This is a genomic window from Streptomyces adelaidensis (genome assembly GCF_016598475.1).
Classification (GTDB): Bacteria; Actinomycetota; Actinomycetes; order Streptomycetales; family Streptomycetaceae; genus Streptomyces; species Streptomyces adelaidensis.
On the sequence record NZ_JAEMUX010000028.1, the window covers coordinates 64,988 to 89,849 of the forward strand.

At 70.6% G+C, this 24,862-nt stretch carries 22 protein-coding genes and 2 pseudogenes; 10 read left to right on the forward strand and 14 right to left on the reverse strand.

All coding sequences use genetic code 11. The features are described 5' to 3' along the window. Window positions 1–53: 53 nt before the first annotated feature. Window positions 54–1,778, reverse strand: a complete 1,725-nt coding sequence (locus tag I8N67_RS18455; protein ID WP_200304222.1) for a BCCT family transporter — start codon at window positions 1,776–1,778, stop codon at window positions 54–56. 85 nt (window positions 1,779–1,863) lie between these two features. Beyond that, window positions 1,864–2,481, reverse strand: a pseudogene (locus I8N67_RS18460) (M14 family metallopeptidase); the annotation flags it as partial. Between I8N67_RS18460 and I8N67_RS18465 the strand changes: the two are divergent. Continuing rightward, a pseudogene (locus I8N67_RS18465) lies at window positions 2,474–3,526 on the forward strand (M1 family metallopeptidase); the annotation flags it as partial. The pseudogenes I8N67_RS18460 and I8N67_RS18465 sit on opposite strands and share 8 nt — an antisense overlap. A 93-nt stretch (window positions 3,527–3,619) precedes the next feature. Here the strand turns inward: I8N67_RS18465 and I8N67_RS18470 are convergent. Together I8N67_RS18470 and I8N67_RS18475 are read right to left on the reverse strand one after the other, a co-directional pair. Continuing rightward, window positions 3,620–4,096: a F0F1 ATP synthase subunit B family protein gene (locus tag I8N67_RS18470; RefSeq protein ID WP_200304223.1), complete on the reverse strand. Its 477-nt coding sequence runs from the start codon at window positions 4,094–4,096 to the stop codon at window positions 3,620–3,622. Window positions 4,097–4,147: 51 nt separating this feature from the next. Continuing rightward, window positions 4,148–4,627: a macro domain-containing protein gene (locus tag I8N67_RS18475; RefSeq protein WP_200304224.1), complete on the reverse strand. Its 480-nt coding sequence runs from the start codon at window positions 4,625–4,627 to the stop codon at window positions 4,148–4,150. A gap of 82 nt (window positions 4,628–4,709) precedes the next feature. On the opposite strand from I8N67_RS18475, the gene I8N67_RS18480 reads away from it, so the two are divergent. After that, window positions 4,710–5,450 carry a MerR family transcriptional regulator gene (locus I8N67_RS18480; RefSeq protein ID WP_200304225.1) on the forward strand — a complete coding sequence of 247 codons (741 nt, stop codon included), beginning with the start codon at window positions 4,710–4,712 and terminating at the stop codon, window positions 5,448–5,450. 190 nt (window positions 5,451–5,640) lie between these two features. Here the strand turns inward: I8N67_RS18480 and I8N67_RS18485 are convergent, their stop codons facing one another. The 4 genes from I8N67_RS18485 to I8N67_RS18500 all read right to left on the reverse strand — a co-directional run bounded on the left by I8N67_RS18485 (window position 5,641) and on the right by I8N67_RS18500 (window position 10,923). Continuing rightward, window positions 5,641–7,815, reverse strand: a complete 2,175-nt coding sequence (locus I8N67_RS18485; RefSeq protein ID WP_200304226.1) for a 3-hydroxyacyl-CoA dehydrogenase NAD-binding domain-containing protein — start codon at window positions 7,813–7,815, stop codon at window positions 5,641–5,643. A gap of 109 nt (window positions 7,816–7,924) precedes the next feature. Continuing rightward, complete coding sequence (locus tag I8N67_RS18490; RefSeq protein ID WP_200304227.1) at window positions 7,925–9,139, reverse strand: acetyl-CoA C-acetyltransferase; 1,215 nt, start codon at window positions 9,137–9,139, stop codon at window positions 7,925–7,927. Further along, a complete protein-coding gene (locus I8N67_RS18495; protein ID WP_234045889.1) occupies window positions 9,136–10,368 on the reverse strand; it encodes a CaiB/BaiF CoA transferase family protein in 1,233 nt (410 codons plus the stop codon). Before I8N67_RS18495 ends, I8N67_RS18490 begins: the two co-directional genes overlap by 4 nt. Before the next feature lie 174 nt (window positions 10,369–10,542). Beyond that, window positions 10,543–10,923: an MmcQ/YjbR family DNA-binding protein gene (locus I8N67_RS18500; protein ID WP_200304228.1), complete on the reverse strand. Its 381-nt coding sequence runs from the start codon at window positions 10,921–10,923 to the stop codon at window positions 10,543–10,545. A gap of 92 nt (window positions 10,924–11,015) precedes the next feature. Here I8N67_RS18500 and I8N67_RS18505 point away from each other — a divergent pair, with 92 nt between their 5' ends. Further along, window positions 11,016–12,194, forward strand: coding sequence for a saccharopine dehydrogenase family protein (locus tag I8N67_RS18505; RefSeq protein WP_200304229.1), 1,179 nt, complete (start codon window positions 11,016–11,018; stop codon window positions 12,192–12,194). Window positions 12,195–12,236: 42 nt separating this feature from the next. Here I8N67_RS18505 and mmpA read toward each other — a convergent pair whose 3' ends face one another. The 4 genes from mmpA to I8N67_RS18525 form a co-directional block, all read right to left on the reverse strand. Continuing rightward, entirely contained in the window at window positions 12,237–12,383 is a 147-nt protein-coding gene (gene mmpA / locus I8N67_RS18510) for a morphogenic membrane protein MmpA (RefSeq protein WP_200304250.1), read from the reverse strand. Window positions 12,384–12,443: 60 nt separating this feature from the next. Further along, window positions 12,444–13,178, reverse strand: a complete 735-nt coding sequence (locus tag I8N67_RS18515; protein ID WP_200304230.1) for an endonuclease V — start codon at window positions 13,176–13,178, stop codon at window positions 12,444–12,446. A gap of 46 nt (window positions 13,179–13,224) precedes the next feature. Further along, window positions 13,225–13,551 (reverse strand): plasmid stabilization protein, encoded by a 327-nt coding sequence (locus I8N67_RS18520; protein ID WP_200304231.1) that lies wholly within the window; start codon window positions 13,549–13,551, stop codon window positions 13,225–13,227. Window positions 13,552–13,699: 148 nt separating this feature from the next. Next, complete coding sequence (locus tag I8N67_RS18525; RefSeq protein WP_200304232.1) at window positions 13,700–14,746, reverse strand: WD40/YVTN/BNR-like repeat-containing protein; 1,047 nt, start codon at window positions 14,744–14,746, stop codon at window positions 13,700–13,702. Between the two features lie 296 nt (window positions 14,747–15,042). On the opposite strand from I8N67_RS18525, the gene ssgD reads away from it, so the two are divergent. From ssgD to I8N67_RS18545, 4 genes are all read left to right on the forward strand, one after another. Further along, complete coding sequence (ssgD, locus tag I8N67_RS18530; RefSeq protein WP_200304233.1) at window positions 15,043–15,459, forward strand: spore wall synthesis regulator SsgD; 417 nt, start codon at window positions 15,043–15,045, stop codon at window positions 15,457–15,459. A 352-nt stretch (window positions 15,460–15,811) separates the two neighbouring features. Beyond that, a complete protein-coding gene (locus tag I8N67_RS18535) occupies window positions 15,812–17,443 on the forward strand; it encodes an ABC-F family ATP-binding cassette domain-containing protein (protein WP_200304234.1) in 1,632 nt (543 codons plus the stop codon). 177 nt (window positions 17,444–17,620) lie between these two features. Further along, window positions 17,621–18,397 carry a dimethylargininase gene (ddaH, locus tag I8N67_RS18540; protein WP_200304235.1) on the forward strand — a complete coding sequence of 259 codons (777 nt, stop codon included), beginning with the start codon at window positions 17,621–17,623 and terminating at the stop codon, window positions 18,395–18,397. A gap of 225 nt (window positions 18,398–18,622) precedes the next feature. After that, window positions 18,623–19,600 (forward strand): acyl-ACP desaturase, encoded by a 978-nt coding sequence (locus I8N67_RS18545; protein WP_200304236.1) that lies wholly within the window; start codon window positions 18,623–18,625, stop codon window positions 19,598–19,600. A 148-nt stretch (window positions 19,601–19,748) separates the two neighbouring features. Here I8N67_RS18545 and I8N67_RS18550 read toward each other — a convergent pair whose 3' ends face one another. Further along, entirely contained in the window at window positions 19,749–19,997 is a 249-nt protein-coding gene (locus I8N67_RS18550) for a WhiB family transcriptional regulator (RefSeq protein WP_200304237.1), read from the reverse strand. Window positions 19,998–20,352: 355 nt separating this feature from the next. Between I8N67_RS18550 and I8N67_RS18555 the strand changes: the two genes are divergently transcribed. After that, complete coding sequence (locus tag I8N67_RS18555; RefSeq protein WP_200304238.1) at window positions 20,353–21,144, forward strand: VOC family protein; 792 nt, start codon at window positions 20,353–20,355, stop codon at window positions 21,142–21,144. Window positions 21,145–21,342: 198 nt separating this feature from the next. Beyond that, entirely contained in the window at window positions 21,343–22,548 is a 1,206-nt protein-coding gene (locus I8N67_RS18560) for a glycoside hydrolase family 64 protein (RefSeq protein WP_200304248.1), read from the forward strand. 19 nt (window positions 22,549–22,567) lie between these two features. On the opposite strand, the gene I8N67_RS18565 is transcribed toward I8N67_RS18560, so the two are convergent. Then, window positions 22,568–23,647 carry a LacI family DNA-binding transcriptional regulator gene (locus I8N67_RS18565; RefSeq protein ID WP_200304239.1) on the reverse strand — a complete coding sequence of 360 codons (1,080 nt, stop codon included), beginning with the start codon at window positions 23,645–23,647 and terminating at the stop codon, window positions 22,568–22,570. Between the two features lie 152 nt (window positions 23,648–23,799). Here I8N67_RS18565 and I8N67_RS18570 point away from each other — a divergent pair, with 152 nt between their 5' ends. Next, window positions 23,800–24,672, forward strand: coding sequence for a hypothetical protein (locus I8N67_RS18570; RefSeq protein ID WP_200304240.1), 873 nt, complete (start codon window positions 23,800–23,802; stop codon window positions 24,670–24,672). The last annotated feature ends 190 nt before the right edge of the window (window positions 24,673–24,862 follow it).

Below are 24,862 nucleotides of genomic sequence, written 5' to 3' on the forward strand. Positions count from 1 at the left end.
TCGCGCAGTTCCCCGCGCCCCTTGCGGGGCGCCCCCCACCCCCGGTCCATACCTCACTCGGCGCGATGGCCGATCGGGTCGCCCTCGATCTCCGTGCCCTGGCCCGGGCCGACCCTGATCTCGAACTCGCCGTCGTAGCGCTCGTGGCCCACGATGACGGCGAGTTCGACCGCCTCGGAGGCCATCTGCTCACGGACTATCACCGGGTCCCGGCGCAGGTCGCGCATCAACGCGACGCACATACCGATCATGACCAGGACGAACGGCGCGGCGGCGAGGATCGTGAGGTTCTGCAGGCCCGTGAGGGCGTCGCCCTGGCCGCTGCCGACGAGGAGCATGATCGCGGCGACGGCTCCGGTGACGACGCCCCAGAAGACGACGACGAAGCGGCCAGGTTCGAGGGCGCCGCGCTGGGAGAGCGTGCCCATGACGATGGACGCGGCGTCGGCGCCGGAGACGAAGAAGATGCCGACCAGGATCATCACGAGCATGCTGGAGGCGGTGGCGATGGGGAACTCGTGGAGCACGGCGAAGAGTTGGCCCTCCGGCGTCGCCTCCTCACCGATCCGTCCCTGCTGCTGGAGCTTCATCGCCGTGCCACCGAAGACGGCGAACCAGACGAGGCTGACCGTGCTGGGGACGAGGATGACGCCGCCGACGAACTGACGGATGGTGCGGCCGCGGCTGATGCGGGCGATGAACATGCCGACGAAGGGCGTCCAGGAGATCCACCACGCCCAGTAGAAGACGGTCCAGCTGCCGAGCCAGTCGGCCACGTCCTTGCCGCCGGAGGCCTCGGTGCGGCCCGCGAGTTGGGGCAGGTCGCCGAGGTAGGAGAAGACCGAGGTGGGCAGGAGGTCGAGGACGAGGATCGTCGGGCCGGCGATGAAGACGAAGACGGCGAGCACCAGGGCCAGCACCATGTTGGTGTTGGACAGCCACTGGATGCCCTTCTCCACACCGGACGCGGCGGAGGCGACGAAGGCCAGGGTCAGCACGGCGATGATGGCGACGAGCAGGCCGGTGCTCACCTTCTCCATCCAGCCGAGTTCCTGGAAGCCGGAGCCGATCTGGAGGGCGCCGAGACCGAGGGAGGCCGCCGAGCCGAAGACCGTGGCGACGATCGCGAGGATGTCGATGATCCGGCCGCCGGCGCCGTTCGCGTGCTTCTCGCCGATCAGCGGGGTGAAGACGGCGCTGATGGTCTGGCGGCGGCGCTTGCGGAACGTGCTGTAGGCGATGGCGAGGCCGACGACCGCGTAGATCGCCCAGGGGTGCAGCGTCCAGTGGAAGAGGGTGGTCGCCATCGCGCCTTCGATGCGCTCGCCGGAACTCCCGGGGTTCGTGCCCGGCGGGGGCGAGGAGTAGTGGGCGAGCGGCTCGCTGACGCCGTAGAACATCAGGCCGATGCCCATGCCGGCGCTGAACATCATGGCGACCCAGGAGACGGTGCGGAACTCGGGTTTCTCGCCCTCGACGCCCAGGTGGATACGGCCGTAGCGGCTCATCGCGAGCCACAGGGCGAAGACGACGAAGCAGGAGGCGGTCAGCATGAAGGCCCAGCCGCCGTTGTGGAGCAGGCCACTGAGCATCTTGCCGGAGGCGTTTTCGAGCGAGTCGGTCGCGAGGGCGCCCCAGAGCACGAAGGCCAGGGTGAGCGCGGCCGTCACGCCGAACACGACGCGGTCCGTCCGGGGCCGCCCGCCGCCGGGGAGACCCGCCTCCGAGCCCGGAAGCGCGCCTCCCCCGTGGTGGGTGGTTTTGTGGTCGTGCGTCACAGATTGAACCTTCCCGCGAGTGGCTGGAACTGAGTTTCTCCTGCCCAGGAAGCCCTAACCCCATGTGACGCCGACGCTTACTTGTTCAACAGGTGGTGTCGGGCTCCCCCACGGTCAGGCGGTAGGGCGCCCGCTCGTCGAGCAGCAGCGGGACGAGGGCGCGCAGTTGCTGGCGCAGCGGTACGTAGACGCGGGCGCCGTCGCCGTCGTTTTCGGGCCGCACCCGGAGGCCGTGCAGGGCCAGTTCGTCCGCGACCTCCTCGTACTGCTGTGCGGTGAGCCGGTAGCCGCAGGGCGGGTTCTGGATCACCTCGGTCGGTTCGGCGGGGTCGTTGTCGGCGCCGCCGAGGTAGACCGGGCCCAAGTCGCGCAGTCCGGCGAGGCGGGCGGCGTCGGTCGCCGCGTCGACCTGCCGGCCGCGTTCCCCGGCGAAGCCGAACAGGCCCTTCAGGGCGGCGAGGTGGGAGTTCACCCGGCGCCGGTTGTTGGCCGGCTCCTCGGTGCCGGCCGTCAGCGGTTCCACCCGGCTCTCGATCAGCAGCCCGACGGAGTGCTTGACACCGGATATGTTCCGCAGGATGCGTTCCTGGCCGTCGCCCGCGACCTGGCGGATCGGGTCGCCGGTGACGGGGTCGGTCCAGATGCCGTATGTGCCGGTGGTGTGGTGCGCCGCCGTCGCGGCCGGGCGCACGGGCGAGCCCGAGGCGGCCTGGTGGTGGTTCCCCAGCAACGACCACCCGCTCGACAAGGCCACGTACGACGTGTCCGTGCTCGTGCCGGACGGCACACAGGCCATCTCCAACGGCACGCTCCAGTCGACGAGTTCACGCGCCGGCTGGACCCGCTACAACTGGCGGTCCGACAAACCGCAGGCGTCCTACCTCGCCACGCTCGCCGTCGGGAAGTTCGACATCACGACCGGGCGGACCGAGAACGGCATCCCGATCATCAACGCCTACAGCAAGGACATCGGGGACAACTACGGCGCGGCCCGCACCAGCATCGAACGTACGGGTGAGATCGCGGATTGGCTGACCGAATACTTCGGGCCGTATCCCTACAACGCGCTCGGCGGATACGTGCCGAACACCCCCGCCGTCGGCTACGCGCTGGAGACCCAGACACGGCCGTTCTACAGCCCGCGGCAGTTCGCGAACGGGTCGAACGTCTCCGTCGTCGTCCATGAGCTGGCCCACCAGTGGTACGGCGACCTGGTGTCCGTCGCCGGGTGGAAGGACATCTGGATCAACGAGGGGTTCGCGCGGTACGCGCAGTGGCTGTGGTCCGAGCACGAGAACGAGGGCACGGCGCAGGAGATCGCGGACTATGTGTACGCGTCACATCCGGCCGACGACCCTTTCTGGACGGTCGAACCGGGGGACCCCGGGCCGGCGAACCAGTTCCATCTCGCGGTGTACGACCGGGGGGCGCTGGCGCTGCAGGCGCTGCGCAACGAGATCGGGGACGGGGCGTTCTTCGAGATTCTGAAGGGGTGGCCGGCGCGGTACGCGTACGGGAACGCGACGGTGGGCGACTTCGTCGCGTATGCGGAGTCGGTGTCCGGGGAGTCGTTGGGGGAGCTGTTCGACACGTGGCTGTACGAGCCGGTGAAACCGGGTGCTGCTGCGGCTGGGCGGGGGGCGGTGGCTTCGGCGGGGGTTGTTCCTGAGGCGCCCAGGTCCTGGATGAAGATTGTGGCGACCAACTCCGTTCATGAGCATGAGCATGAGGGTGGCGACGGGCGCTGAGGGGTCGGGCGGTCCAGTCGGATGGTGGCTGCGGGTTCGTGGGGGCTGGTCGCGCAGTTCCCCACGCTGCTGAAGTGGGGCTGCGCCCCTGCTTCAGAGGCGGGGGTGGACCTCGGCTTCGATTCGTTCGCCCACTACTCTGCTCGCCAGGTTCGAGGCCAGCTCCGAGACGTAGATGCGGAGTTCGGCCTCGGCTGTGGCGCGGTCGGCGGTCAGGCGGGTGTGGCCTTCGGTGAGGAGGGCGTCGTGCTCGCGTAGGCCGTCGGCTCGGGCCTCGGTGATCAGGGCGGTGCCCTCCTCGAAGGCTTGCTGGCGGATGCGGGCGGCGGCGTGGCGCGCCTCGGCAAGGGCGGCGGCCACCTCTGCCCGCTTGGCCAGCGCCTGCTTCCGTACGGCTTCGGCCTGGGCCTCGGCTCCCTTGGTCGCGGCCTCGCGGTCCTCCAGGACGCGCTGGATCCTGGGCACGGCGCGGACGAAGAAGAGGAAGACGAGCGCGAACAGCACCGAGGCGGCCACAAGTTCCATGACCGGGGGGTTCAACGGGCCGATGTCCATGGGGAGAAGATCCATACCGGTGGCTTACCCACTCCCCCGCGCGAGGTACCGCACATGGGCCTTGGATCAGTCCCCGTGGTCGTACACCGTCACCGATATACCCCGCCGGATCAGCCGGTCGGTGATCAGGGGCTCCACGCGGGACCACTTGCCGCCGGCCAGTCCGCAGCCGATGCGTGGCATGTGGACCGAGGCCTCCAGCTCCAGGGCCTTGTCGGCGAGCAGGCCCAGGGCCTTGTCGATGGCCTCGTAGCGCACGGGGACGCCCTTGCTGCCGGTGCGGATGCCGCGCTGGCCTATCAGGTTGGCGACCCAGGTGTACGGGCCGACCTGGACGAACTGGGCGGCGCCGAGTCCGAAGTCGTTGGCGGCACGGCCCCGGTGCCAGGCGCGGTAGGCGGCCTCCGGCTCCGGCCAGCGGTGGGAGAGAGCGAGGACGAAGCCCTTGCCCCAGCCGCCCAGGTCGTTGCTGACATGGGCGATGACCTTGACGCCCTTGCCCAGCGGCACGGTCGCGTCACCCCGGATGTATGTGATCCCCGACATGACGCCACCGTACGGGCCGCCACTGACAATCGGCCCTGAGCGGAGGTGTCACAGCTCTGGTGAGACAGCGATACTGCTGTACATGACGAGCGACACCGGGGAGAGCACCGGGGCAGACACCGGGGAGAGCCGTCTCACCGTCGACGAGCTGGCCGCGCGGGCGGGTGTCACGGTGCGCACGGTCCGCTTCTACAGCACCAGGGGCCTGCTGCCGCCGCCGGTGATCGGGCCACGCCGGGTCGGGCACTACGGGCGGGACCACCTCGCCCGGCTCGCGCTGATCGAGGAACTCCAGCGGCAAGGCATGACCCTCGCGGCCATCGAGCGGTATCTGCGGCAGCTGCCACCGGACCTCACCCCGCGCGACCTCGCGCTCCAGCGTGCGGTGGTCGCCTCCTGGGCGCCGGACGCGGCGGAGACGGTGACGCGGGAGGAACTGGAGCGGCGGGCGGGGCGGCCCCTGGCCTCGGCGGACGTGGAGCGGCTGGTCGCGATGGGCGTGGCCGAGCGGGACGGCGACGGGTTCCGGGTGGACCCCGGGCTGCTGCGGCTCGGGGTGGAGCTCCTCGACGTACCCCTGTCCGAGGAGTCGATCCTCGCCGCCCGGAACGTACTGATCGAGCACTCTCGCGCGGCGGCCCACGCACTGTCTCGGCTCTTCCGTGACGCGGTCGCGGAACGGGATCCGCAGGCGGTGAAGTCGCTGTCCGCACACATGCAACCGCTGGTCGTGCAGGCCCTGTTGACGACCTTTCAGCGGTCGCTGAGGCAGGAGCTGCGGGAGTGGCTCGACGGCGCGTCCGAGGTGGGCGGGTCCGTCTGAGTCGTTGAGCTTCCCCAGGGGGTGCGTTGTCGGGTGCGGGTTGTGTGTCTGGGGGGTGCTCGCGCAGTTCCCCGCGCCCTAAAGCGAAAGGCCAGGGCTGCGCCCGTGCTTTTCGCTTTTTCAGGGGCGCGGGGAACTGCGCGACAAGCCCCCACCGGACCCGCAGACGAAAACCCGCACCCCGGGGGGCCTACGCGTCGGTGAAGGGGATGCCCTTCTCCGCCTTTTCCACCAGCAGCGCCGGAGGCGTGAAGCGGTCGCCGTATCGGTCGGCGAGCTGCCGCGCACGCGCGACGAAGCCCGGCAGGCCCCCTTCGTAGCCGTTGATGTACTGGAGGACGCCGCCGGTCCAGGCGGGGAAGCCGATGCCGAGGAGGGAGCCGATGTTGGCGTCGGCCACGGAGGTCAGGACGCCCTCTTCGATCAGGCGGACCGTGTCGAGGGCCTCGGCGAAGAGCATGCGTTCCCGCATGTCTTCGAAGGGGATGCGGTGGCCGGGCTCGGTGAAGTGTTCGCGGAGGCCGGGCCAGAGTTTGGCGCGGCGGCCGTCGGGGCCGTAGTCGTAGAAGCCGGCGCCGCCGCTGCGACCGGGGCGGCCGAACTCGTCGACCATGCGGTCGATGACAGCCTCGGCGGGGTGGACGGCCCAGGTGCCGCCCGCCTCCTCGACGGCCCGCCGCGACTCGGCACGGATCTTGCGGGGCAGGGTGAGGGTCAGCTCGTCCATGAGGGAGAGGACCTTGGCGGGGTAACCCGCCTGGGCCGCCGCCTGTTCGACGGAGGCGGGCTCGATGCCCTCGCCCACCATCGCGACGCCTTCGTTGAGGAAGTGGCCGATGACCCGGGAGGTGAAGAAGCCGCGTGAGTCGTTGACGACGATCGGGGTCTTCTTGATCTGGCGGACGAGGTCGAAGGCGCGGGCGAGGGCCTCGTCGCCGGTCCGGTCGCCCTTGATGATCTCGACCAGCGGCATCTTGTCGACGGGTGAGAAGAAGTGCAGGCCGATGAAGTCGGACTGGCGGGAGACACCCTTGGCGAGTTCGGTGATGGGGAGGGTGGAGGTGTTGCTGCACAGCAACGCGTCCGGTGCCACCACCTCCTCGATCTGCTGGAAGACCTCGTGCTTGAGCTCGGTCTTCTCGAACACGGCCTCGATGACGGCGTCGCAGCCCGCGAGGTCGGCCGGGTCGGTGGTGGGGGTGATGCGGGCGAGGAGGGCGTCGGCCTTCTCCTGGGTGGTGCGGCCCTTGGACACCGCCTTGGCGCAGAGCTTCTCCGAGTAGCCCTTGCCCTTGGCCGCCGCCTCCGGCGACACGTCCTTCAGGACGACCTCGATGCCCGCGCGGGCGCACGAGTAAGCGATGCCGGCGCCCATCATTCCGGCACCGAGGACGGCGACCTTGCGGACCTGGCGGGGTTCGAAGCCCTTGGGGCGGTTCACACCGGAGTTGACGGCCTGGAGGTCGAAGAAGAAGGCCTGGATCATGTTCTTCGAGGTCTGTCCGGCGGCCAGTTCGACGAAGTAGCGGGCCTCGATGACCTGGGCGGTCTCGAAGTCGACCTGGGCGCCCTCGACGGCGGCGGCGAGAATCCTGCGCGGGGCGGGGTAGGGCGCGCCGCCCGTCTGCTTGCGCAGGGTGGCGGGGAAGGCGGGCAGGTTCGCCGCGAACTTCGGGTTGGCGGGCGTGCCGCCGGGGATGCGGTAGCCGGGCTCGTCCCAGGGCTGCCGCGACTCGGGGTTGGCGTCGATGAAGGCACGGGCCTTGGCGAGCAACTCGTCCTGGGTGGCGGCCACTTCGTGGATGAGGCCGTTCTGGAGGGCGCGCTGCGGGGTGTACTGGGTGCCCTGGAGCAGCACCTTCAGCAGGGCGTCGGCGATGCCCAGCAGCCGTACGGTGCGGACGATGCCGCCGCCTCCGGGCAGCAGCCCGAGGGTGACCTCGGGGCAGCCGATCTTCGAGCCGGGGGCGTCGAGGGCGATCCGGTGGTGGCAGGCGAGGGCCAGTTCGTAACCGCCGCCGAGGGCCGCGCCGTTGATCGCCGCGACGACCGGCTTGCCGAGGGTCTCGATGCGGCGCAGGTCGCGCTTGATCTCCAGTCCGCCGTCGAACAGCTCCTGTGCGGTCTCGGGGGTGACCCGGATGAGATCGCGCAGGTCGCCACCGGCGAAGAAGGTCTTCTTGGCAGAGGTGACGATGATGCCGCGAATGGAGTCCTTCTCGGCCTCCAGGCGGTCGGTGATCACGGCGAGGGAGTCGCGGAACGCCTGGTTCATGGTGTTCGCGGACTGGTTGGGGTCGTCGAGGACGAGGGTGACGAGGCCCGTGCGGTCCTGTTCCCAGCGGATGGTGGTGCTCTCGGTCATGGCGGGGGTCTCCGTAGAAGCCTTGGAAGGCGTCGGCGCCGTGGCGGGCGCAGCGGCCGTGGAAGTCTCTTGGCGCGGGCGGCCTTTGATCGGCCGGTCCCGCCGGGAATCAGATGCGCTCGACGATCGTCGCGACGCCCATGCCGCCGCCCACGCACAGTGTGGCCAGCCCGTACCGCTTGTCCTGGCGCTCCAGTTCGTCGACCAGCGTGCCGAGGATCATCGCGCCCGTCGCGCCGAGGGGGTGGCCAAGAGCGATCGCGCCGCCGTTGACGTTGACCTTGTCGAGCGAGAGCCCCATGTCCCGTACGAAGCGCAGGACCACGGCCGCGAACGCCTCGTTGATCTCGACGAGGTCGATGTCGTCGATGGTCAGCCCGGCCTTGGCGAGGGCCTTGCGGGTCGCGGGCGCGGGGCCGGTGAGCATGATGGTGGGCTCGGAGCCGGAGACCGCGGCGGAGACGATCCGGGCGCGCGGGCGCAGGCCGTAGCGCTCGCCGATCTCCTTGGAGCCGATGGCGACGAGGGCCGCGCCGTCCACGATGCCGGAGGAGTTGCCCGCGTGGTGGACGTGGTCGATCTCCTCGACCCAGTGGTATTCCTGCAGCGCCACCGCGTCGAAGCCGCCCAGTTCGCCGATGTCCGCGAAGGACGGCTTCAGTTTGGCCAGCGAGTCGGCGGTCGTGCCGGGCCGCATGTACTCGTCGTGGTCGAGGACCATGAGGCCCGCGCGGTCCACCACGGGGACGACGGACTTCTCGAACCGGGCGTCCTTCCAGGCGGCCGCGGCCCGCTCCTGGGACAGCTCGGCGTACTCGTCGACGTCCCGGCGGGAGAATCCCTCGATCGTGGCGATGAGGTCGGCGCCGATGCCCTGGGGCACGAAGTTGACCGCCAGGTTGGTCATCGGGTCGTTGAACCAGGCTCCGCCGTCGGAGGCCATGGGTACGCGTGACATCGACTCGACGCCGCCCGCGAGCACCAGGTCCTCCCAGCCCGAACGGACCTTCGCCGCGGCCAGATTGACGGCCTCCAGGCCCGAGGCGCAGAAGCGGTTCTCCTGTACGCCGGCCACCGTGTCCGGCAGCCCGGCGGCGATCGCGGCGGTCCGGGCGATGTCGGAGCCCTGGTCGCCCACCGGGCCGACGACACCGAGCACGATGTCGTCGACGGCGGCCGGATCGAGGCCGGGGAAGCGGCGCCGGACCTCGTGGATCAGTCCGACGACCAGGTCGATGGGCTTGGTGCCGTGCAGGGCGCCGTTCGCCTTGCCGCGGCCGCGCGGGGTGCGGATCGCGTCGTACACATACGCTTCGGTGCTCACGAGTCTGGCCTTTCAAGTGACGGGAGGAAGGGGCCCGGGGGCCGGTGTCGGTCGGTGTCCTGCGCGGCGGCATCCGGCGCGGAGCCGTCCCGCGCGGAGGTTTCCGTCAGGAGCCCCGATATGCCCCAGTCGTGGGCCACCTCCGCCGTGTCGGCGCCCGGCTGGGCGGGTCCGCTGCGGACCGAGGTGTGGGTGGCGGAGAAGCGGGGCGCGGGGGCCGGCTGGGTGATGCCGCCGAAGTCGGTGAAGGTGCCCCGGGCCGCCAGATGGGTGTGATGCGGGGCCTCGCGCAGCGACAGGACGGGGGCCACACAGGCGTCGGAGCCCTCGAAGACGGCTGTCCACTCGTCCCTCGTACGGGTCTTGAAGCGGGCCGCGACCGTCTCCCGCAGGTCGCCCCAGGCGGCCACGTCCTTGCGGGACGGGGCCAGGTCCTTGATGCCGAGGAGGTCGACGAACTCGTCGTAGAACTGCTGCTCCAGGGCGCCCACGGCGACGTACCGGCCGTCGGCCGTCTCGTAGGTGCCGTAGAAGGGGCAGCCGCCGTCGAGCAGGTTGGCGGCGCGGCGGTCCTGCCAGCCGCCGGCGGCGAGCATGCCGTGGATCATCGCGGAGAGGTGCGAGGTGCCGTCGACGATGGCCGCGTCCACGACCTGGCCGGCGCCGGTGGCGCGGGCATGGTGGAGGGCGGCGAGGACGCCGACGACGAGGTAGAGCGAGCCGCCCGCGTAGTCGCCGAGGAGGTTGGCGGGGACGGCGGGCGGGGCGTCCGGGCCGCCGATCATGCCGAGGGTGCCGGTCAGGGCGATGTACGCGATGTCGTGGCCGGCGCGCTGGGCGAGCGGGCCCTGCTGGCCCCAGCCGGTCATCCGGCCGTAGACGAGCCCCGGGTTGCGGGCGTGACAGGTCTCGGGGCCGACGCCGAGCCGTTCGGCGACGCCCGGCCGGTAGCCCTCGATCAGGATGTCCGCGCGGTCGGCCAGTTCGAGGACGGTGTCGGGGCCGTCCGGGGACTTCAGGTCGACGATCACCGACCTCTTGTTGCGGTTGGTGACGTCGTACAGGGGGTTCACGGCGAGGCCCGCGCCGCCCGGCCGGTCGACGCGGACGACGTCGGCGCCGAGGTCGCCGAGGAGCATGGCGGCGAACGGTCCCGGTCCGATGCCCGCGAGTTCGACCACGCGCACGCCGGTGAGCGGACCGTGCCCGGGCGTCTTCGCCACTGCCATCAAGCCCCCAAACTTGTGACACGAACGATGTAACACCAGTGATGTTAGAAACGCGTTCCACCGCACACAAGCCCCGAGTGAGCAAACGCTTAGTCATTGTGCCCAATGTCGCGGCGCACGTCAGCCATGCCTCACCCGGGCGTCCTCACGGGCTCGACGGCCCCGCGGCCCGCCTCAGCGGGCCTCCAGCTCGGCTATCAGCTTCTTCGGGGCGATCACCCGGTAGCTCTCCTCGACCCAGTCGCACAGCAGCTCCGCTCTCGGCGCGCCCTGCTCCGCCAGCGGGACGCGCACCCAGCCGGCCTTGCCCAGGCCGTACCCCGCGGGCTCGGCGCCGGGGCAGGTCAGGGCGTGGGCATGGGCCTCCTCGTCCCTGAGCTTCACGGTGACGCCCAGCGGATAGCTGCCGTCGTCCACGCCGAGGAACACGAACACCTTCTTGTTGACCTTCGCGACGCTCTCGCCCCAGGGAAACTCCTCGACCGCACCGGGCATCCCGAGGGCGAACTCGCGCACCTTCTCCCACTTTTTCAGGGCGTTCCTGGGTACGGTCACGGCCACCTCCGGATCCCGCGCGTTCGGCTGCTCGTTCCTCACGCTAGCCTCAGCCACCGACAACGGCGCGTGCGCGAGTGCTGAGGGGTGCGATGAGCGGGCAGAGCAAGGCGGATCGGGCGTACGACATCGTGCTCTACGGGGCCACGGGGTTCGTCGGGGAACTCACCGCGGAGTATCTCGCCGGGCACGCGCCCGAGGGGCTGCGCTGGGCGATCGCCGGGCGGAGCGCGGAGAAGCTCGCGGCGCTGCGCGAGCGGCTGCCGGGCGGAGCGGAGATCGGCGTGCTCCAGGCTGACGTGTCCGATCCGGCGGCCGTGCGCGAACTCGCCCGGCAGACACGGGTGGTGGCCACGACCGTCGGCCCGTACATCACGTACGGCGAGGAGCTGGTGGCAGCCTGCGCCGACGAGGGCACCGACTATCTGGACCTCACCGGTGAGCCCGAGTTCGTGGACCGCACCTTCGTACGGCACGACGCACGCGCGCGGGAGACCGGTGCGCGCCTCGTGCACGCGGCGGGCTTCGACTCGATACCGCACGACCTGGGGGCGTACTTCACCGTGCGGCAGCTCCCTCAGGACGTGCCGATCACCGTGGACGGGTTCGTGCGAGCCGCCGGGATGCTCTCGGGCGGTACGTTCAACTCCGCGCTCACGGGTTTCTCGCGCACCCGGCAGACGGCGGCCGCCGCGCAGGACCGCAAGCGGCACGAGCCGCGCACGGTGGGGCGACGGGCGTACGCGCCGGTGAGCGCGCCCCGGTTCGCCAAGGAGATCGGGGCGTGGGCGCTGCCGCTGCCGACGATCGACGCGCAGGTGGTGCAGCGTTCGGCGCGCGCCCTGTCGTGCTACGGGCCGGACTTCCGCTACCGCCATTACGCGGCCGTCAAGACCCTGCCGTTCGCGGTGGGCGGGGTCGCGTTCGTCGGCGCGGTCGTCGCCGCCGCCCAGGTGCCGCCCGTGCGGCGCTGGTTGGGCGACCGGCTCAAGCCGGGTGAGGGGCCGAGCGCGGAGCGGCGGGCGAAGAGCTGGTTCTCGGTGCGGTTCGTGGGCGAGGGCGGCGGGCGCCGGGTCTTCACGGAGGTCGCGGGCGGTGACCCCGGCTACGGCGAGACGGCGAAGATGTTCGCCGAGTCCGCGCTGAGTCTGGCCCTCGACGATCTCCCGCCCTCGGCGGGGCAGGTCACCACGGCGGTGGCGATGGGCGACGCGCTGATCGAACGGTTGCGCGCGGCGGGGATCACCTTCCGGGTCGTGTCCTCGCAGTAGCGGGAACGGGGCCTCGGGCGCCGCCGCTGACGAGGTGTGGCCCTACTGCGCCCACCCCGTCAGTGTGTAGATCATCCCCGCTGTCCAGGCCAGACCGGCGATCACGGCGAGCAGCAGTCCGGTCGTCACGGCCCGCTCGACGGGCTGGGTGGGGCCGGTGGCGGTCTTCGGTGCGCGGTGCGTCGTCATACGGCCCAGCCTGCCGATCATGACGACGCACCGGTATCCGTACTCGTACTCAGTTCGTACTCAGGTACGGGGTTCGCGCGTACTCGCGACGGGTGCCCCGGAGGGTCGGGCGGTGATGTCCCGCAGGGCCCGGCGGCAGAGCGAGTCGGCGCGGCGGGTGGACTCCGGGAGGCGGTAGGCCGGGGTGAGGGCGAGGGTGTGCGCGCAGGCGTTGTCGAGGCTCACCCGGTGGCCGACGGAGACGAAGACGGGCTTGACGCCGTCGCGGGTGCGCAGCGCGCGGCCCACCTCCTCGGTGCCCGCGAGGAGCGGGGAGGTGCTGCCGCGTGGGGTGCCGGGGTCGTCGTACGTGAAGGTGAAGGGGTTCTTGGCGACGCCGATCGTGGGGAGCCCGGTGAGAACGCCCAGGTGGGCGGCGAGGCCGAAGCGGCGCGGGTGGGCGAGGCCGTAGCCGTCGCAGACGACGAGGCCGGGGTCCCGGGGCAGCGCGTCGAGGGCGGCGAGCACGGTCGGGATCTCGCGGAAGGCGAGCAGTCCGGGGACGTACGGGAAGGAGACCTGTCCGATCGCCGTGGCCTCGGCGACCACGTCCAGCGTGGCCGCGTCGAGCACCACGGCCGCCGCCGCGACCACGTCCCGCTCGTCGTCGTAGGCGACGTCGACGCCGGTGACGTACCCGGTCCCGGGCGGCGGTCCGGTCTCGTCGAGGACCACCTTCCCCCGCAACTCGTCCTGCACGGCGAGGGCTTGTTCTTCGGTGGCGGGCCGGCCCGCCGGGATGCGTACGGTCGTCATGGTGCCGACGAGCGTACGCATCCCGGCGCGAGGGCGCGGCGCGGGGCTACTTGTTGCCGAGGGCGCGCTTGAGCTGGCTCTTGTTCATGTCCGAACGGCCATGGATGTTGCGCCGCTTGGCCTCCTCGTAGAGCTGGTCGTATGTGGGACCCTCGGAGCCCGAGTGGGAGCGCTGACCGCCCCGCTTACTCGACGACATGTCCTGGGTGGAGGTGCGGCTCGCGGTCTTGGACTCGCCGGACCGGGCGCGTTCCTTGTTGACGGTCCGGGCCGCGATCTCCTCGGCGCGGGACTCGCTCTCGCCGCGGTCCCGGGCGCTGTCCTTGATGTGCTCGTACTGGCGTTCCCGCTTGGGGCTCGAACCGCGTGGCACGGTCGATCACTCCCTTCGTGATCCGAATCGTGATTCGAATCGCAATCCGAATACCTCACAAGTATCCCATTTCGGCGGGAGCAACCACCGGAACGGATCCCATGCCGATCGATGCGGTGCCACCGGTGCGGTTGCCGATCGGTGCCGCTCAGCTCTCCAGCCGAGCCACCCGTCCCTTCTCCCCGGCGGCCCAGCAACTCCGGTCCGGCGCGCAGTCGACGGTGTCGTACGAGCCGGTGTCGACCGTGCGCCAGGTGCGGCCGCCGTCGGTGGTGAGGTCGGTGCCGGTGGGGCCGACAGCGATGGCGGTCGTGCGGCTGTGCGGGAGCCAGCTGACGCCGGAGCGGTAGGCGGGCGGGGGCTGCGCGGCGGATGTCCAGGTACGGCCGGCGTCGCCGGTGGTGGCCGCCGCCTGCGGGGAGGGCTGGTCGGCGCGGTAGTCGCCGCCGACGGCGATGCCGTGCGCCCGGTCGCGGAAGGCGAGCGCGAAGACGCCGCGGGCCGGGTCGCCGGCCGGGACGGGGGTGTCGGTGGCCGTCCAGGTCAGCCCCCGGTCGGCGGAGTGCAGCACACGCGCGCGTGCGGCCCCGCCGGTCGCCAGCCACACATCGCGCGGACCGGAGCCGACCAGACACTGCCCGCTCGCCGCGAAGCCCGCCTCGCCGTCCAGGGCCGGGGGCATCCCGTCGTTCGGCAGGACGGTCCAGGAGCGGCCGCCGTCCTTGGTGGACAGGATGCGGAATTTCCCGTCCACGGGGTCGCTCATGGCGAGCCCGTGGCGGAGGTCGAAGAAGGTGAGGCAGTCGTAGAAGGCGCGCGGGTCGGTGTTGCGGAAGGACTCGGTCCACGTCGCACCGCCGTCCTCCGTGCGATACACGCGGGAGGCCTCGCCCTCGCCGATGGCCAGCGCGACCGCCCGGCGTGCGTCGAATGCCTCGATGTCCCGGAACTGCAGATCCTGTGCGCCGGGCGGTGAGACGTTGCGCCAGTCCTTGCCCCCGTCCGTGGTCCGCAGCACGGTGCCCGCGGAACCGGCCAGCCAGGCGGTGTTCCCGCTGACCGCTGAGAGACCACGAAAGCGCACGTCAGTGGTGGTCTCCTGCAGTTCCCAGTGCGGTGGACGGCCTCCCGTGTGTGCCTGCGCGGGCACCGCCAGGGCGGTGGCGAGCGCCGCCGCGGCCAGCCCCGTCGTCATCGTCCGACTCGTCCGACTCATCCGTCTCGACTGCCCCAAAGCCCTCATGGCGGGCGAAGTCAGTCCACCGATCCGGTGCCGTCCAGATGCCCTCGGCCGGGAACCGCCGGGCCGCGTCCGGTGTCCTCTCCGGTATCCCGGCACCCGGGGATGAGAAATGGATCACCTCGGTGATTGGGCTCGGTGACAGAGGTCACTCGACCCTCATGTACACGGACAGGCCCGATCCGACGTCTCTTCAATTGCCCGGTCCCAGTCACCCGGAGTCCGTCCACCCGTCACAAGGGAGCAAGGCGTTGTCCATCGTCATCGAGCAGCCCGTAGAGGCCCGTCTCGTCGCCGCCGCGCCGCGGATGCCGAGCATTCCCGCAACGCTCCACTACGACCGCGGCGATCCCTTCGCCGTCCGGATGACCTTCCCCGCCCCGGCCACGCTGGAGGGCGTCGAGGTCTGCTGGACCTTCGCCCGCGAACTCCTCGTGACCGGCATGGAGGAGCCGGTCGGCCACGGGGACGTACGGGTGCGACCGTACGGCTACGAGCGACTGGTCCTGGAGTTCCACGCCCCGGAAGGCACCGCCGTGGTGCATGTCCACTCCGGCGAGGTGCGGCGCTTCCTGGAGCGTACGACCGAACTGGTGCCCCTCGGCCTGGAGCACCACCAGGTCGACCTGGACCACGATTTGGCGGAGCTGATGCGGGACGCCTGCTGAAGCCGTTCCCGCAGCCGCACAGCCGCCCAGCCGCCCAGCCGCCGCCCCGATCCGCCCGGGGGCGGCCTTCGTCCTGCCGTCGCGTTAATGCGTTGACAGCTCTCCGAGCCCGTCCGTACGTTGTTCCACGGTCCTGTTGCCGTCGATTGGAGAAGGACGTTGCTCGTCTGAGGTCCTGAGACACCGCGTCACACATCTCTGCCGTATCCCGGCTTCCTGTGTGCGTTGCGTGCGACCTCGGCGTACGAGCCGTCCTCCGGCAGCGGGCCTTTCCCGTTGCCCCCGTCGTGTCGCTTCTCGCGGTGTTTCGAACGCGTCGCCCCTGGCCGCTTCCAGCATTCGCGAGGTCCTTGTGTCCACCCCCTTGTCTCTCACCTGTACGTCCCTGTCCTTCGCCTGGCCCGACGGCACCCCCGTCTTCGACGACCTGCAGATCGCGTTCGGCCCCGGCCGGACCGGGCTCGTCGGCGTCAACGGTTCAGGGAAATCAACCCTGTTGAAGCTGATCGCCGGTGAGCTGACGCCGGCCGACGGCACCGTCCGGGTGGCCGGCGAGGTCGGCTACCTCCCGCAGAACGTCACGCTCGACACCGGCCTGCGGGTCGACGAGACGCTCGGCATCGCCGCCGCCCGCGCCGCGCTGCACGCCATCGAGGCGGGCGATGCGGCCGATGAGCACTTCACCGCGGTCGGCGACGACTGGGACGTGGAGGAACGCGCCCTGGCGACCCTCGGCCAACTAGGCCTCGGCCACATCGATCTGGACCGCACGATCGGCGAGATCTCCGGCGGCGAGTCGGTGCTGCTGCGCCTCGCCGCGCTGCTGCTGCGCCGGCCCGACGTCCTGCTCCTGGACGAGCCGACCAACAACCTCGACCTGTACGCGCGCCGCCGCCTCCACGACGCCGTCTCGTCGTGGTCCGGGGTCATGATCGTGGTCAGCCATGACCGTGAACTCCTCGAACTGGTCGACCAGATCGCGGATCTGCACGCCGGTGAGGTCACCTGGTACGGCGGCAACTTCTCCGCGTACGAGGAGGCGCTCGCCACCGAACAGGAGGCCGCCGAGCGGATGGTGCGGGTCGCCGAGTCCGATCTGAAGAAGCAGAAGCGTGAACTCGTCGACGCCCACACGAAGTTGGCCAAGCGCACGCGCTACGCCAACAAGATGTACGAGAACAAGCGTGAACCCCGGGCCGTGATGAAGCTGAAGAAGCGCACGGCCCAGGTGTCCGCCGGCAAGCACCGGATCATGCACGAGGAGAAGCTCGCCGGGGCCAAGGAGCGGCTCGACGAGGCGGTGGAGGCCGTACGGGACGACGACGAGATCCGCGTCGAACTGCCTTACACGGCGGTGCCTCCGGGGCGTACCGTCCTCACCCTCCTCGACCTGGAGCTGAAGTACGGCGGCAGGGTCGGCGGGGGCCTCGATCTGCGCGGCCCCGAGCGGATCGCGCTGGTCGGCCGCAACGGCTCGGGCAAGACCACGCTGCTGCGCACGATCGCGGGCGAGCTGGCGCCGGTGAGCGGCGAGACGCGGGCCCATGTCCCGCTGCGCTTTCTGCCGCAGCGGCTCGATGTGCTCGACGACGAGCTGACCGTCGTGGAGAACGTGGCCCGGTTCGCGCCGGACGCCACCAACAACCGGGTCCGGGCCCGTCTCGCCCGTTTCCTGTTCCGGGGCGCGCGGGCCGACCAGCGGGCCGCCACGCTCTCCGGCGGGGAACGCTTCCGGGCCGCCCTCGCCGCCCTGATGCTCGCCGAGCCCGCCCCGCAGCTGCTGATGCTGGACGAGCCGACGAACAACCTGGACATGGCGAGCGTGCGGCAGCTGACGACCGCTCTGGAGTCGTACGAGGGCGCGCTGATCGTGGCCAGCCACGACCTGCCGTTCCTCGAATCGATCGGGATCACCCGGTGGCTGCTGATGGAGGAGGGAGAGCTGCGGGCGACCACGCCGGAGGAGATCGGGGCGGCGGACTGACAGGGACGTCCACGGGCCGGTCCGGGCGGCTTCGGGCGTTCGGCTACCGCCGAGTATCTCAGGAGGGCCACAGCCTGACCGCGGGGGTTTTGTCCACGTGCACGCGGGCTGCATGATGGCGGACCGGCGTCGCTTCACGGGCGCCGGAAAACCCTCGTTCGATTCGGAGTCCCACACGTGCCCAGCAAGAAGGCCCTTATACGCCGTCCCAGCCCCCGACTGGCCGAAGGACTCGTCACGCACGTCGAACGCACGAAGGTGGACGTCGACCTCGCGGTCGAGCAGTGGGAGGCGTACGGGGAGGCCCTTCGCTCCCACGGCTGGGAGACGATCGAGGTGGACCCGGCCGACGACTGCCCGGACTCGGTGTTCGTCGAGGACACCGTGGTCATGTACCGGAACGTGGCGCTGATCGCGCGGCCCGGCGCCCGGTCCCGGCGCGCCGAGACCGACGGGATCGAGGAGGCCGTGGCCGCGCTCGGCTGCTCGGTGAACTGGGTCTGGGAGCCGGGCACACTGGAGGGCGGCGATGTCCTCAAGGTCGGCGACACGGTGTTCGTGGGCCGGGGCGAGCGCACCAACGCGGCCGGGGTCCAGCAGCTGCGGGCCGCGTTCGAGCCGCTCGGGGCGCGGGTCGTCTCCGTACCCGTGAGCAAGGTGCTGCATCTGAAGTCGGCGGTGACCGCGCTGCCCGACGGCACCGTCGTCGGGCACATCCCGAGGATGGACCTGCCGTCGCTGTTCGGGCGTTTCCTGCCGGTGCCGGAGGAGGCCGGGGCGCATGTGGTGCTTCTCGGCGGCGACAAGCTGATGATGGCGGCGAGCGCGCCGAAGACCGCGGAGCTGTACGCGGACCTCGGGTACGAGCCGGTCGTGGTGGACATCAGTGAGTTCGAGAAGCTGGAGGGGTGTGTGACATGCCTCTCGGTGCGACTGCGGGAGCTGTACACCTGAGAGGGTGATCGCCTCACCTTTTCGGCCCCGGGACCTGCGGCTCCACAAGGTCTTCGGGACACCCGCCGATGGCTCGCGGGACCCCGCTGATCAGCGGTCTTTACAACGCACTTAACCTACGGCAACGTAACCTACGGATTCGTAGCCTACGATGCCGTAGGTTCGGGTCACCCGCCCGTGGCCCCATCACAAATTCTCGTTGCCTGTTCGTCCCCTGGAGCCTCTGTGTCGATCACTTCTCCTCACCTCGGCAGCCCGTCCACCGAATGGACCGACGCGCGGCTGCTGTACGCGCTGGAGGAAGTCGTCGAGAAGGAACTCAACCGGCATCTCAAGGTCACCAAGGACTGGATGCCGCACGAGTACGTGCCGTGGAGCGACGGCCGTAACTTCCCCGGCTACTTCGAGGACGGCGAAGCCTGGGAGAAGGGGCAGTCGAAGGTCACCGAGATCGGCCGGATCGCCCTCGTGGTGAACCTGCTGACCGAGGACAACCTGCCCAGCTACCACCACGAGATCGCCAGCCTCTTCGGCCGTGACGGCGCCTGGGGCACCTGGGTGCACCGCTGGACCGCCGAGGAGGGCCGGCACGGCATCGTGATGCGCGACTACCTGCTCGCCTCGCGCGCGGTGGACCCGGACAAGCTCGAACAGTTCCGTATGTCCCACATGAGCGAGGGCTTCGAGTCGGACAACCGGCACTCGATGCTCCACACGGTCGCGTACGTCGCCTTCCAGGAGCTCGCCACCCGCGTCTCGCACCGCAACACCGGCCACCAGTCCGGCGACCCGGTCTGCGACCGCATGCTCGCCCGCATCGCGACGGACGAGAACCTGCACATGGTCTTCTACCGGAACCTGCTCAAGGCGGCCTTCGACCTGGCCCCCGACCTGACGATGCAGTCCGTCCGCGACGTCGTCGTCGACTTCCGCATGCCCGGCCACGGCATGCCCGGCTTCGAGCGCGCCGCCGCGCAGATGGCCATCGGCGAGGTCTACAACATGCGCATCCACCACGACGACGTCCTCCAGCCCGTCATCCGCTTCCTCAAGATCATGGAGATCGACGGCCTCGGCCCCGAGGGTCTGCGCGCGCAGGAAGAGCTCGGCCTCTACATGGGCGGCCTCGACTCGGAGGCCCGCAAGTTCGACGAGAAGCTCGCGGCCCGCAAGGCGCGGATGGCGGCGCGAGGGAAGGCGTAGTCCGGGGCGGGTTGTCCGCCGCGGGTAGGTGGGGGCTGGTCGCGCGGTCCGCGCGCCCCTGAAAAACCGGGGCGCGCCCCGCGCTTTTGACGAGCGCGGGGAACTGCGCGAGGCCCCCACCTCCCGCACCCGCCGAACTCTCGGTCGGTCAGCCCTCTTCCGTACCGCGGAGGCGAAGTCTCTCCTTCTCGGAGAGCCCGCCCCAGACGCCGAACCGCTCGTCGTTGGCCAGGGCGTAGTCGAGGCAGGCGGACCGCATCTCGCACATGCCGCAGATGCGCTTCGCCTCGCGTACCGAGCTGCCGGGGTCGGGAAAGAAGAAGTCGGCCCCCGTCTGCGCGCACAGCGCCCGATCCTGCCAGGCGCTGTCGAGCGGGGTGATCGTGTCGTTGAGCATGCACAGGATCGTGCCGCGCGGCGAAAAACGTTCGATCAACAGCACATCAACGTGCCGCACCGGACCCCCCATGTTCCCCTCGGCCGACGGGACAACGCACGGCGGCGCGCGGGGCGAACGCACACGTGCACGATTTTTCTGATCACTCCGCGTGACCGGGACGCCCCCTTCGGCCCCCAAGGGGCGAAGCCCCGTCAGGGGCGCGTGGAACCGCGCGACCAGCAAAAACGAACCCGCGCCCGGCAAAACGCGCCCCACCATCCCCTCACGGCTGCCCCTTCCCGGCGGCGCACGGTGCCAGACTCGGCGGTAGTACCGACAACGGGCCCTCGAACCCCCTCGGAGGAGGGCAGAGATGCTCACCACCCGCTATGTCACCGGCGCCCCGAACTGGATCGACCTCGGCACCCCCGACCTCGAAGGCGCCGTCTCCTTCTACCACCACCTCTTCGGCTGGCGGTTCCGGTCGGCAGGCCCCGAGATGGGCGGCTACGGCTTCTTCCAGCTCGACGGCGACACCGCCGCGGCCGGCATGCAGAACCCACCCGAGCAGGGCCCGCCGTCCTGGAACGTCTACTTCCGGACACCGGACGCCGACGCCACGGCCGAGGCGGTCGAGCAGGCCCACGGTTCGGTGCTGATGCGGCCCATGGACGTGGCGGAGGAGGGCCGTATGGCCATCCTCGCCGACCGGTCGAGCGTGCCCTTCGGTATCTGGCAGCCCCGCCACACCACGGGCCTCGACGTCGTCATGAACCCCGGTTCGCTGTGCTGGCTGGAGCTGTACACGACTGATCTGCCCGCGGCCGCCGGCTTCTTCAACTCCGTGTTCGGCTGGGAGACCTCCGCGATCGACATCGCCGGCGGCAGCTACACCTGTGTGAACCCGGCGGGAACCGAACCGAAGGCCATGTTCGCCGGCATCGTCCCGCTCGACGAGGACCCGGGCGAGGCGGGCTCGGGGCCGTACTGGCTACCGTACTTCGAGGTCACGGACACGGACGCCGCGGTGAGCCGGGCGCAGGAGCGCGGCGGCAGTGTCCGCGTGCCCGCGACGGACCTGGCGGGCGTGGGGCGTTTCGCCAAGCTCGCCGATCCGTACGGGGCGCGGTTCGCGGTGATCAAGAGCGAGTCGCCGCAGGGCTGAGGGCGCGGCTCGCTACAGTTCGGCCCACGCATGCCCGTCGTCACGTCATGAACGCCGAACATTGGTGAGAGCGCTCTCAGTCATAAGTCTTGACGCCTCAACTCCCCCTGGGAACAGTGGGGGCACCACAGCAGGGGCCCTGTCCGCTGCGCCTCCGCTCCCCCACGTCCCAGGAGGCCCACCGTGATTTCCCGCCGTATGTTCCTCGCCGGAACCACCGCCGTCGCAGGCGCCCCGGTCATCGGGAGCGCCCTCGGCACGCCGGCACGGGCCGCCGCGCCCGCCACCTGCCAACTCGCCCTGCACAACGCATCGTTGCCGGGCACGGTCCGGGCGTACGTCACCGGGCACGAGCAGTCGAGCGGTGCCTGGGTGCTGTTGCGGGCGGACGGCGGCGTCTACCGGCCGACGTCGCCCTCGGCGCCGCAGACGCCGCTGCCGGTCGACTGCGCGATCCCGCTCGGCGCGGCGGGTTCGGCGCCCACCATGTTGACGCTGCCTCAGATGTTCGGCGCACGCGTCTACTTCGTGCGCGACAGCACCCTGGACTTCTTCCTCAACCCGGGCCCGGCGCTGGTCGAGCCCGCCTTCGCCACGCCCGCCGACGCCAACTACGGCAAGACATGGTCGTTCTGCGAGTTCACCTTCAACCCCACTCAGCTGTTCGCCAACATCAGCTACGTCGACCTGGTGACGGCCCTGCCGATCGGGCTGACCCTGGAGGGCGACGCCACACACACCGTCGCCCCGCCGCCCGACGGCGCGGTGGACCGGATCGCCGCGGATCTGGTGGCGCAGACGGAGCGGGACGGCCAGCCCTGGGACCAGCTCGTCATCCGGGGCGGCGACGGCAAGGTGCGGCGGGTCATCTCGCCGCAGAACCTGATGGCGCCGCACTTCGGCCAACCGGAGCGGATGCCGTTCCGCGCCTACTGGGACTCCTACATCGACCAGGTGTGGGAGAAGTACCGGGGGACGGACCTGCGGATCGACCTCCAGGGCGGCCGGGGCGTCCTCGCCGGCCGGGTCGACGGCGACACACTCACCTTCACCGGCGGCCACGCCTTCCCCAGGCCGACCTCGAAGGACATCTTCACCTGCGACCACGGCCCGTTCGCCAACAACCCCGGCGACCCCGACGACAAGAAGGCCCTCCTCGCCCGGCTGGCCGCCGGCTTCAACCGCTCACTCATGCTCACCCACCCCGCACAGCCGAACGGCGCGACGGCGGCCGACTACTACCGGGGCACCGTGACCAACCACTGGTCACGTGTGGTGCACGCCAACTCGCCCATCGGGTACGCCTTCCCCTACGACGACGTACGCCCCGACGGGCAGCCGGACGTGTCGGGCTCGGCGCACGACGGCAATCCGCGCCGGTTCACGGTGACGGTGGGCGCGTAGGCCCCGTCGGCCGGTGCGGTCACGCGGAGGCGCGTCGTACCAGTGTGGTCGGCAGGACGACACTGGACGGCGCGCCACCCACGCCACCCCGCTCGTGCTCGCGGTCGCGGTCGCGGTCGCCGCCCGGACCGCGTCGTTCGAGGCCACGGAGCAGCAGCCGGGCCATCAACCGTCCCATCTCCTCTATGTCCTGACGGACCGTCGTCAACGAGGGATCGGACTGCTCGGCCACCGGCAGCATGTCGTCGAACCCGACGACGGCGACGTCCTCGGGCACCCGCCGTCCCCGCTCCCGCAGCACGCGCAGCGCACCGGCAGCCGAAACGTCGTTCGCGGCGAACACCGCGTCCAGTTCCGGGCAGCGGTCGAGGAGTTCACGCATGGCGCGCTCCCCGCCCGCCGGGGTGAAGTCGCCCTCCACGATCAGCCGGGGGTCGGCGTCCACCATGACGTCCCGGAAACCGTCGAGCCGGTCCACGGCGGAGGTCTGGTCGAGAGGGCCGGTGATGTGGCCGATACGGGTGCGTCCGAGGCCGACGAGATGGCGTACGGCGTCCCGGGCGCCACCCCGGTTGTCGCTGTCCACGTACACGGTGGGCGTGTCGCCGCGTGTACCGTCCGCCCAGCCCGGCCGGCCGCCGAACACGGTCGGCACCCCGGCGCCCTGGATCAGCCCCGGCAGCGGGTCTTCCAGGTGCAGCGAGAAGACGAGCGCCCCGTCGACGTGCCCGCCCGCGAGGTAGCGTCCCACCCGCGCGTAGTCCTCGCGCCCCTCGGTGAGGAGCAGCACGAGCTGTGAGTCGTGTGCGGTCAACTCTTTGCTGATGCCTCGGAGTTGAAGGGCGAAGAAGGGATCCGCGAAGACTTTCGTCTCCGGCTCGGCGATCACCACGGCCACGGCGTCGTGCCGTCGCGTGACCAGGCTTCGGGCGGCCTGGTTCGGCACGTACCCCAGTTCCTCGACCGCCCTGCGCACCCGTTCCACCAGCGGCTCCCGGACCCCCTCGCCGCCGTTGACCACCCGCGACACCGTCGCCCGGGACACCCCGGCCCGCGCGGCCACCGCCTCCAGCGTGGGACGCGACGCTGTCTCGGTCACTTCAGACTCTCCTCCGGGCCGGCTGCGCCCAGGATAGCTCTGCGGCCCTCCCGCTGAGAGCGCTCCCCGATCACCGGCCGGTGCCGCCGAAAACCACTTGCACAGGGCGTCGGAGGCCGTCGAGTATCACCGTATGACCATGAGAAAGGCCCATGAGGGCTGAGCGCCTGACCCCGTACGCCCGCCTTCCGCGCGCGTACCACGACCTTCACCTCCTCCACAGCACGGTCGACGCCTTCGGCCATGCCCACTGGCTGCTGCGCGAGCCGCCGGAGCCCTCGGGGCCGTACGACGCCGTGGTCGTCACGGTCATGGCCGAGGACGGCGGCTCCCACGAGACTCACCTCAGCTCGGTGTCGAGCCGCCACCCCCGGGTCGACTCGCTCCCGGACGGCGGCTTCGTCGTCGCCGCGACGCGTAGTCGCCGCGGGGACGAGCAGGTTCAGGTGTTCGACGTGCTGGGGCGCCCCTCGTGGACGTTCCGAGTCGGCGACGGAATCGAGCACCTGCTGACGGACGCATCCGGTGATCTGTGGGTGGGCTACTTCGACGAGGGCGTCTTCAGCGACCCGTTGAGCGCGCCGGGCGCCCGCCGGTGGAGCAGTAGGGGCGACCCCTTGTGGGAATACCGTCCGCCGTCCGACACCGACTGGATCGCGGAATGCTACGCCCTCAATGTGGACCGTGACGTGACCTGGGTGTACCCCTACGTCCAGTTCCCGCTGGTCGAGGTACGGGGCGACAGCCCGCTCCATGCGCGTACCACGCGGGTCGCAGGCGCGTCCGGCGTGGCCGTGCGCGGGGATCGTGTCGCGTTCCTCGGCGGCTACCGGGGCGATCGCGACCGGCTCACCCTGGCGTCCCTCGCCGATACCTCCGTCGACACCACCGAAAGGGCTCGGCTGACGCTCCCCGACGGCACGCCGCTGCCCCCTCGACGCCGTGTCGTCTCCCGGGGCCCGAGGCTCTACTTCCGGCTGGAACCGGGCGTCGAGTGGTTCGTGTTCGAGATCGGAGAGTCGTAGGAGGCGCAGGCCATGAGGCGGTCGGCCCGTCCATCGGTGTTGACCTTCAAGTCGGTCGAAGGTCAAGGATGGAGGGGTGCCACATTCTGAGAGTGCGGAACGTGAGCTCTTGTCCGTTTCGTGGTTGAGGTTGGGGAAGGAGCGCTGGTCACGGAGTGAGGCTGGCCCTCAGGCGTCGGGACGGGTGAAC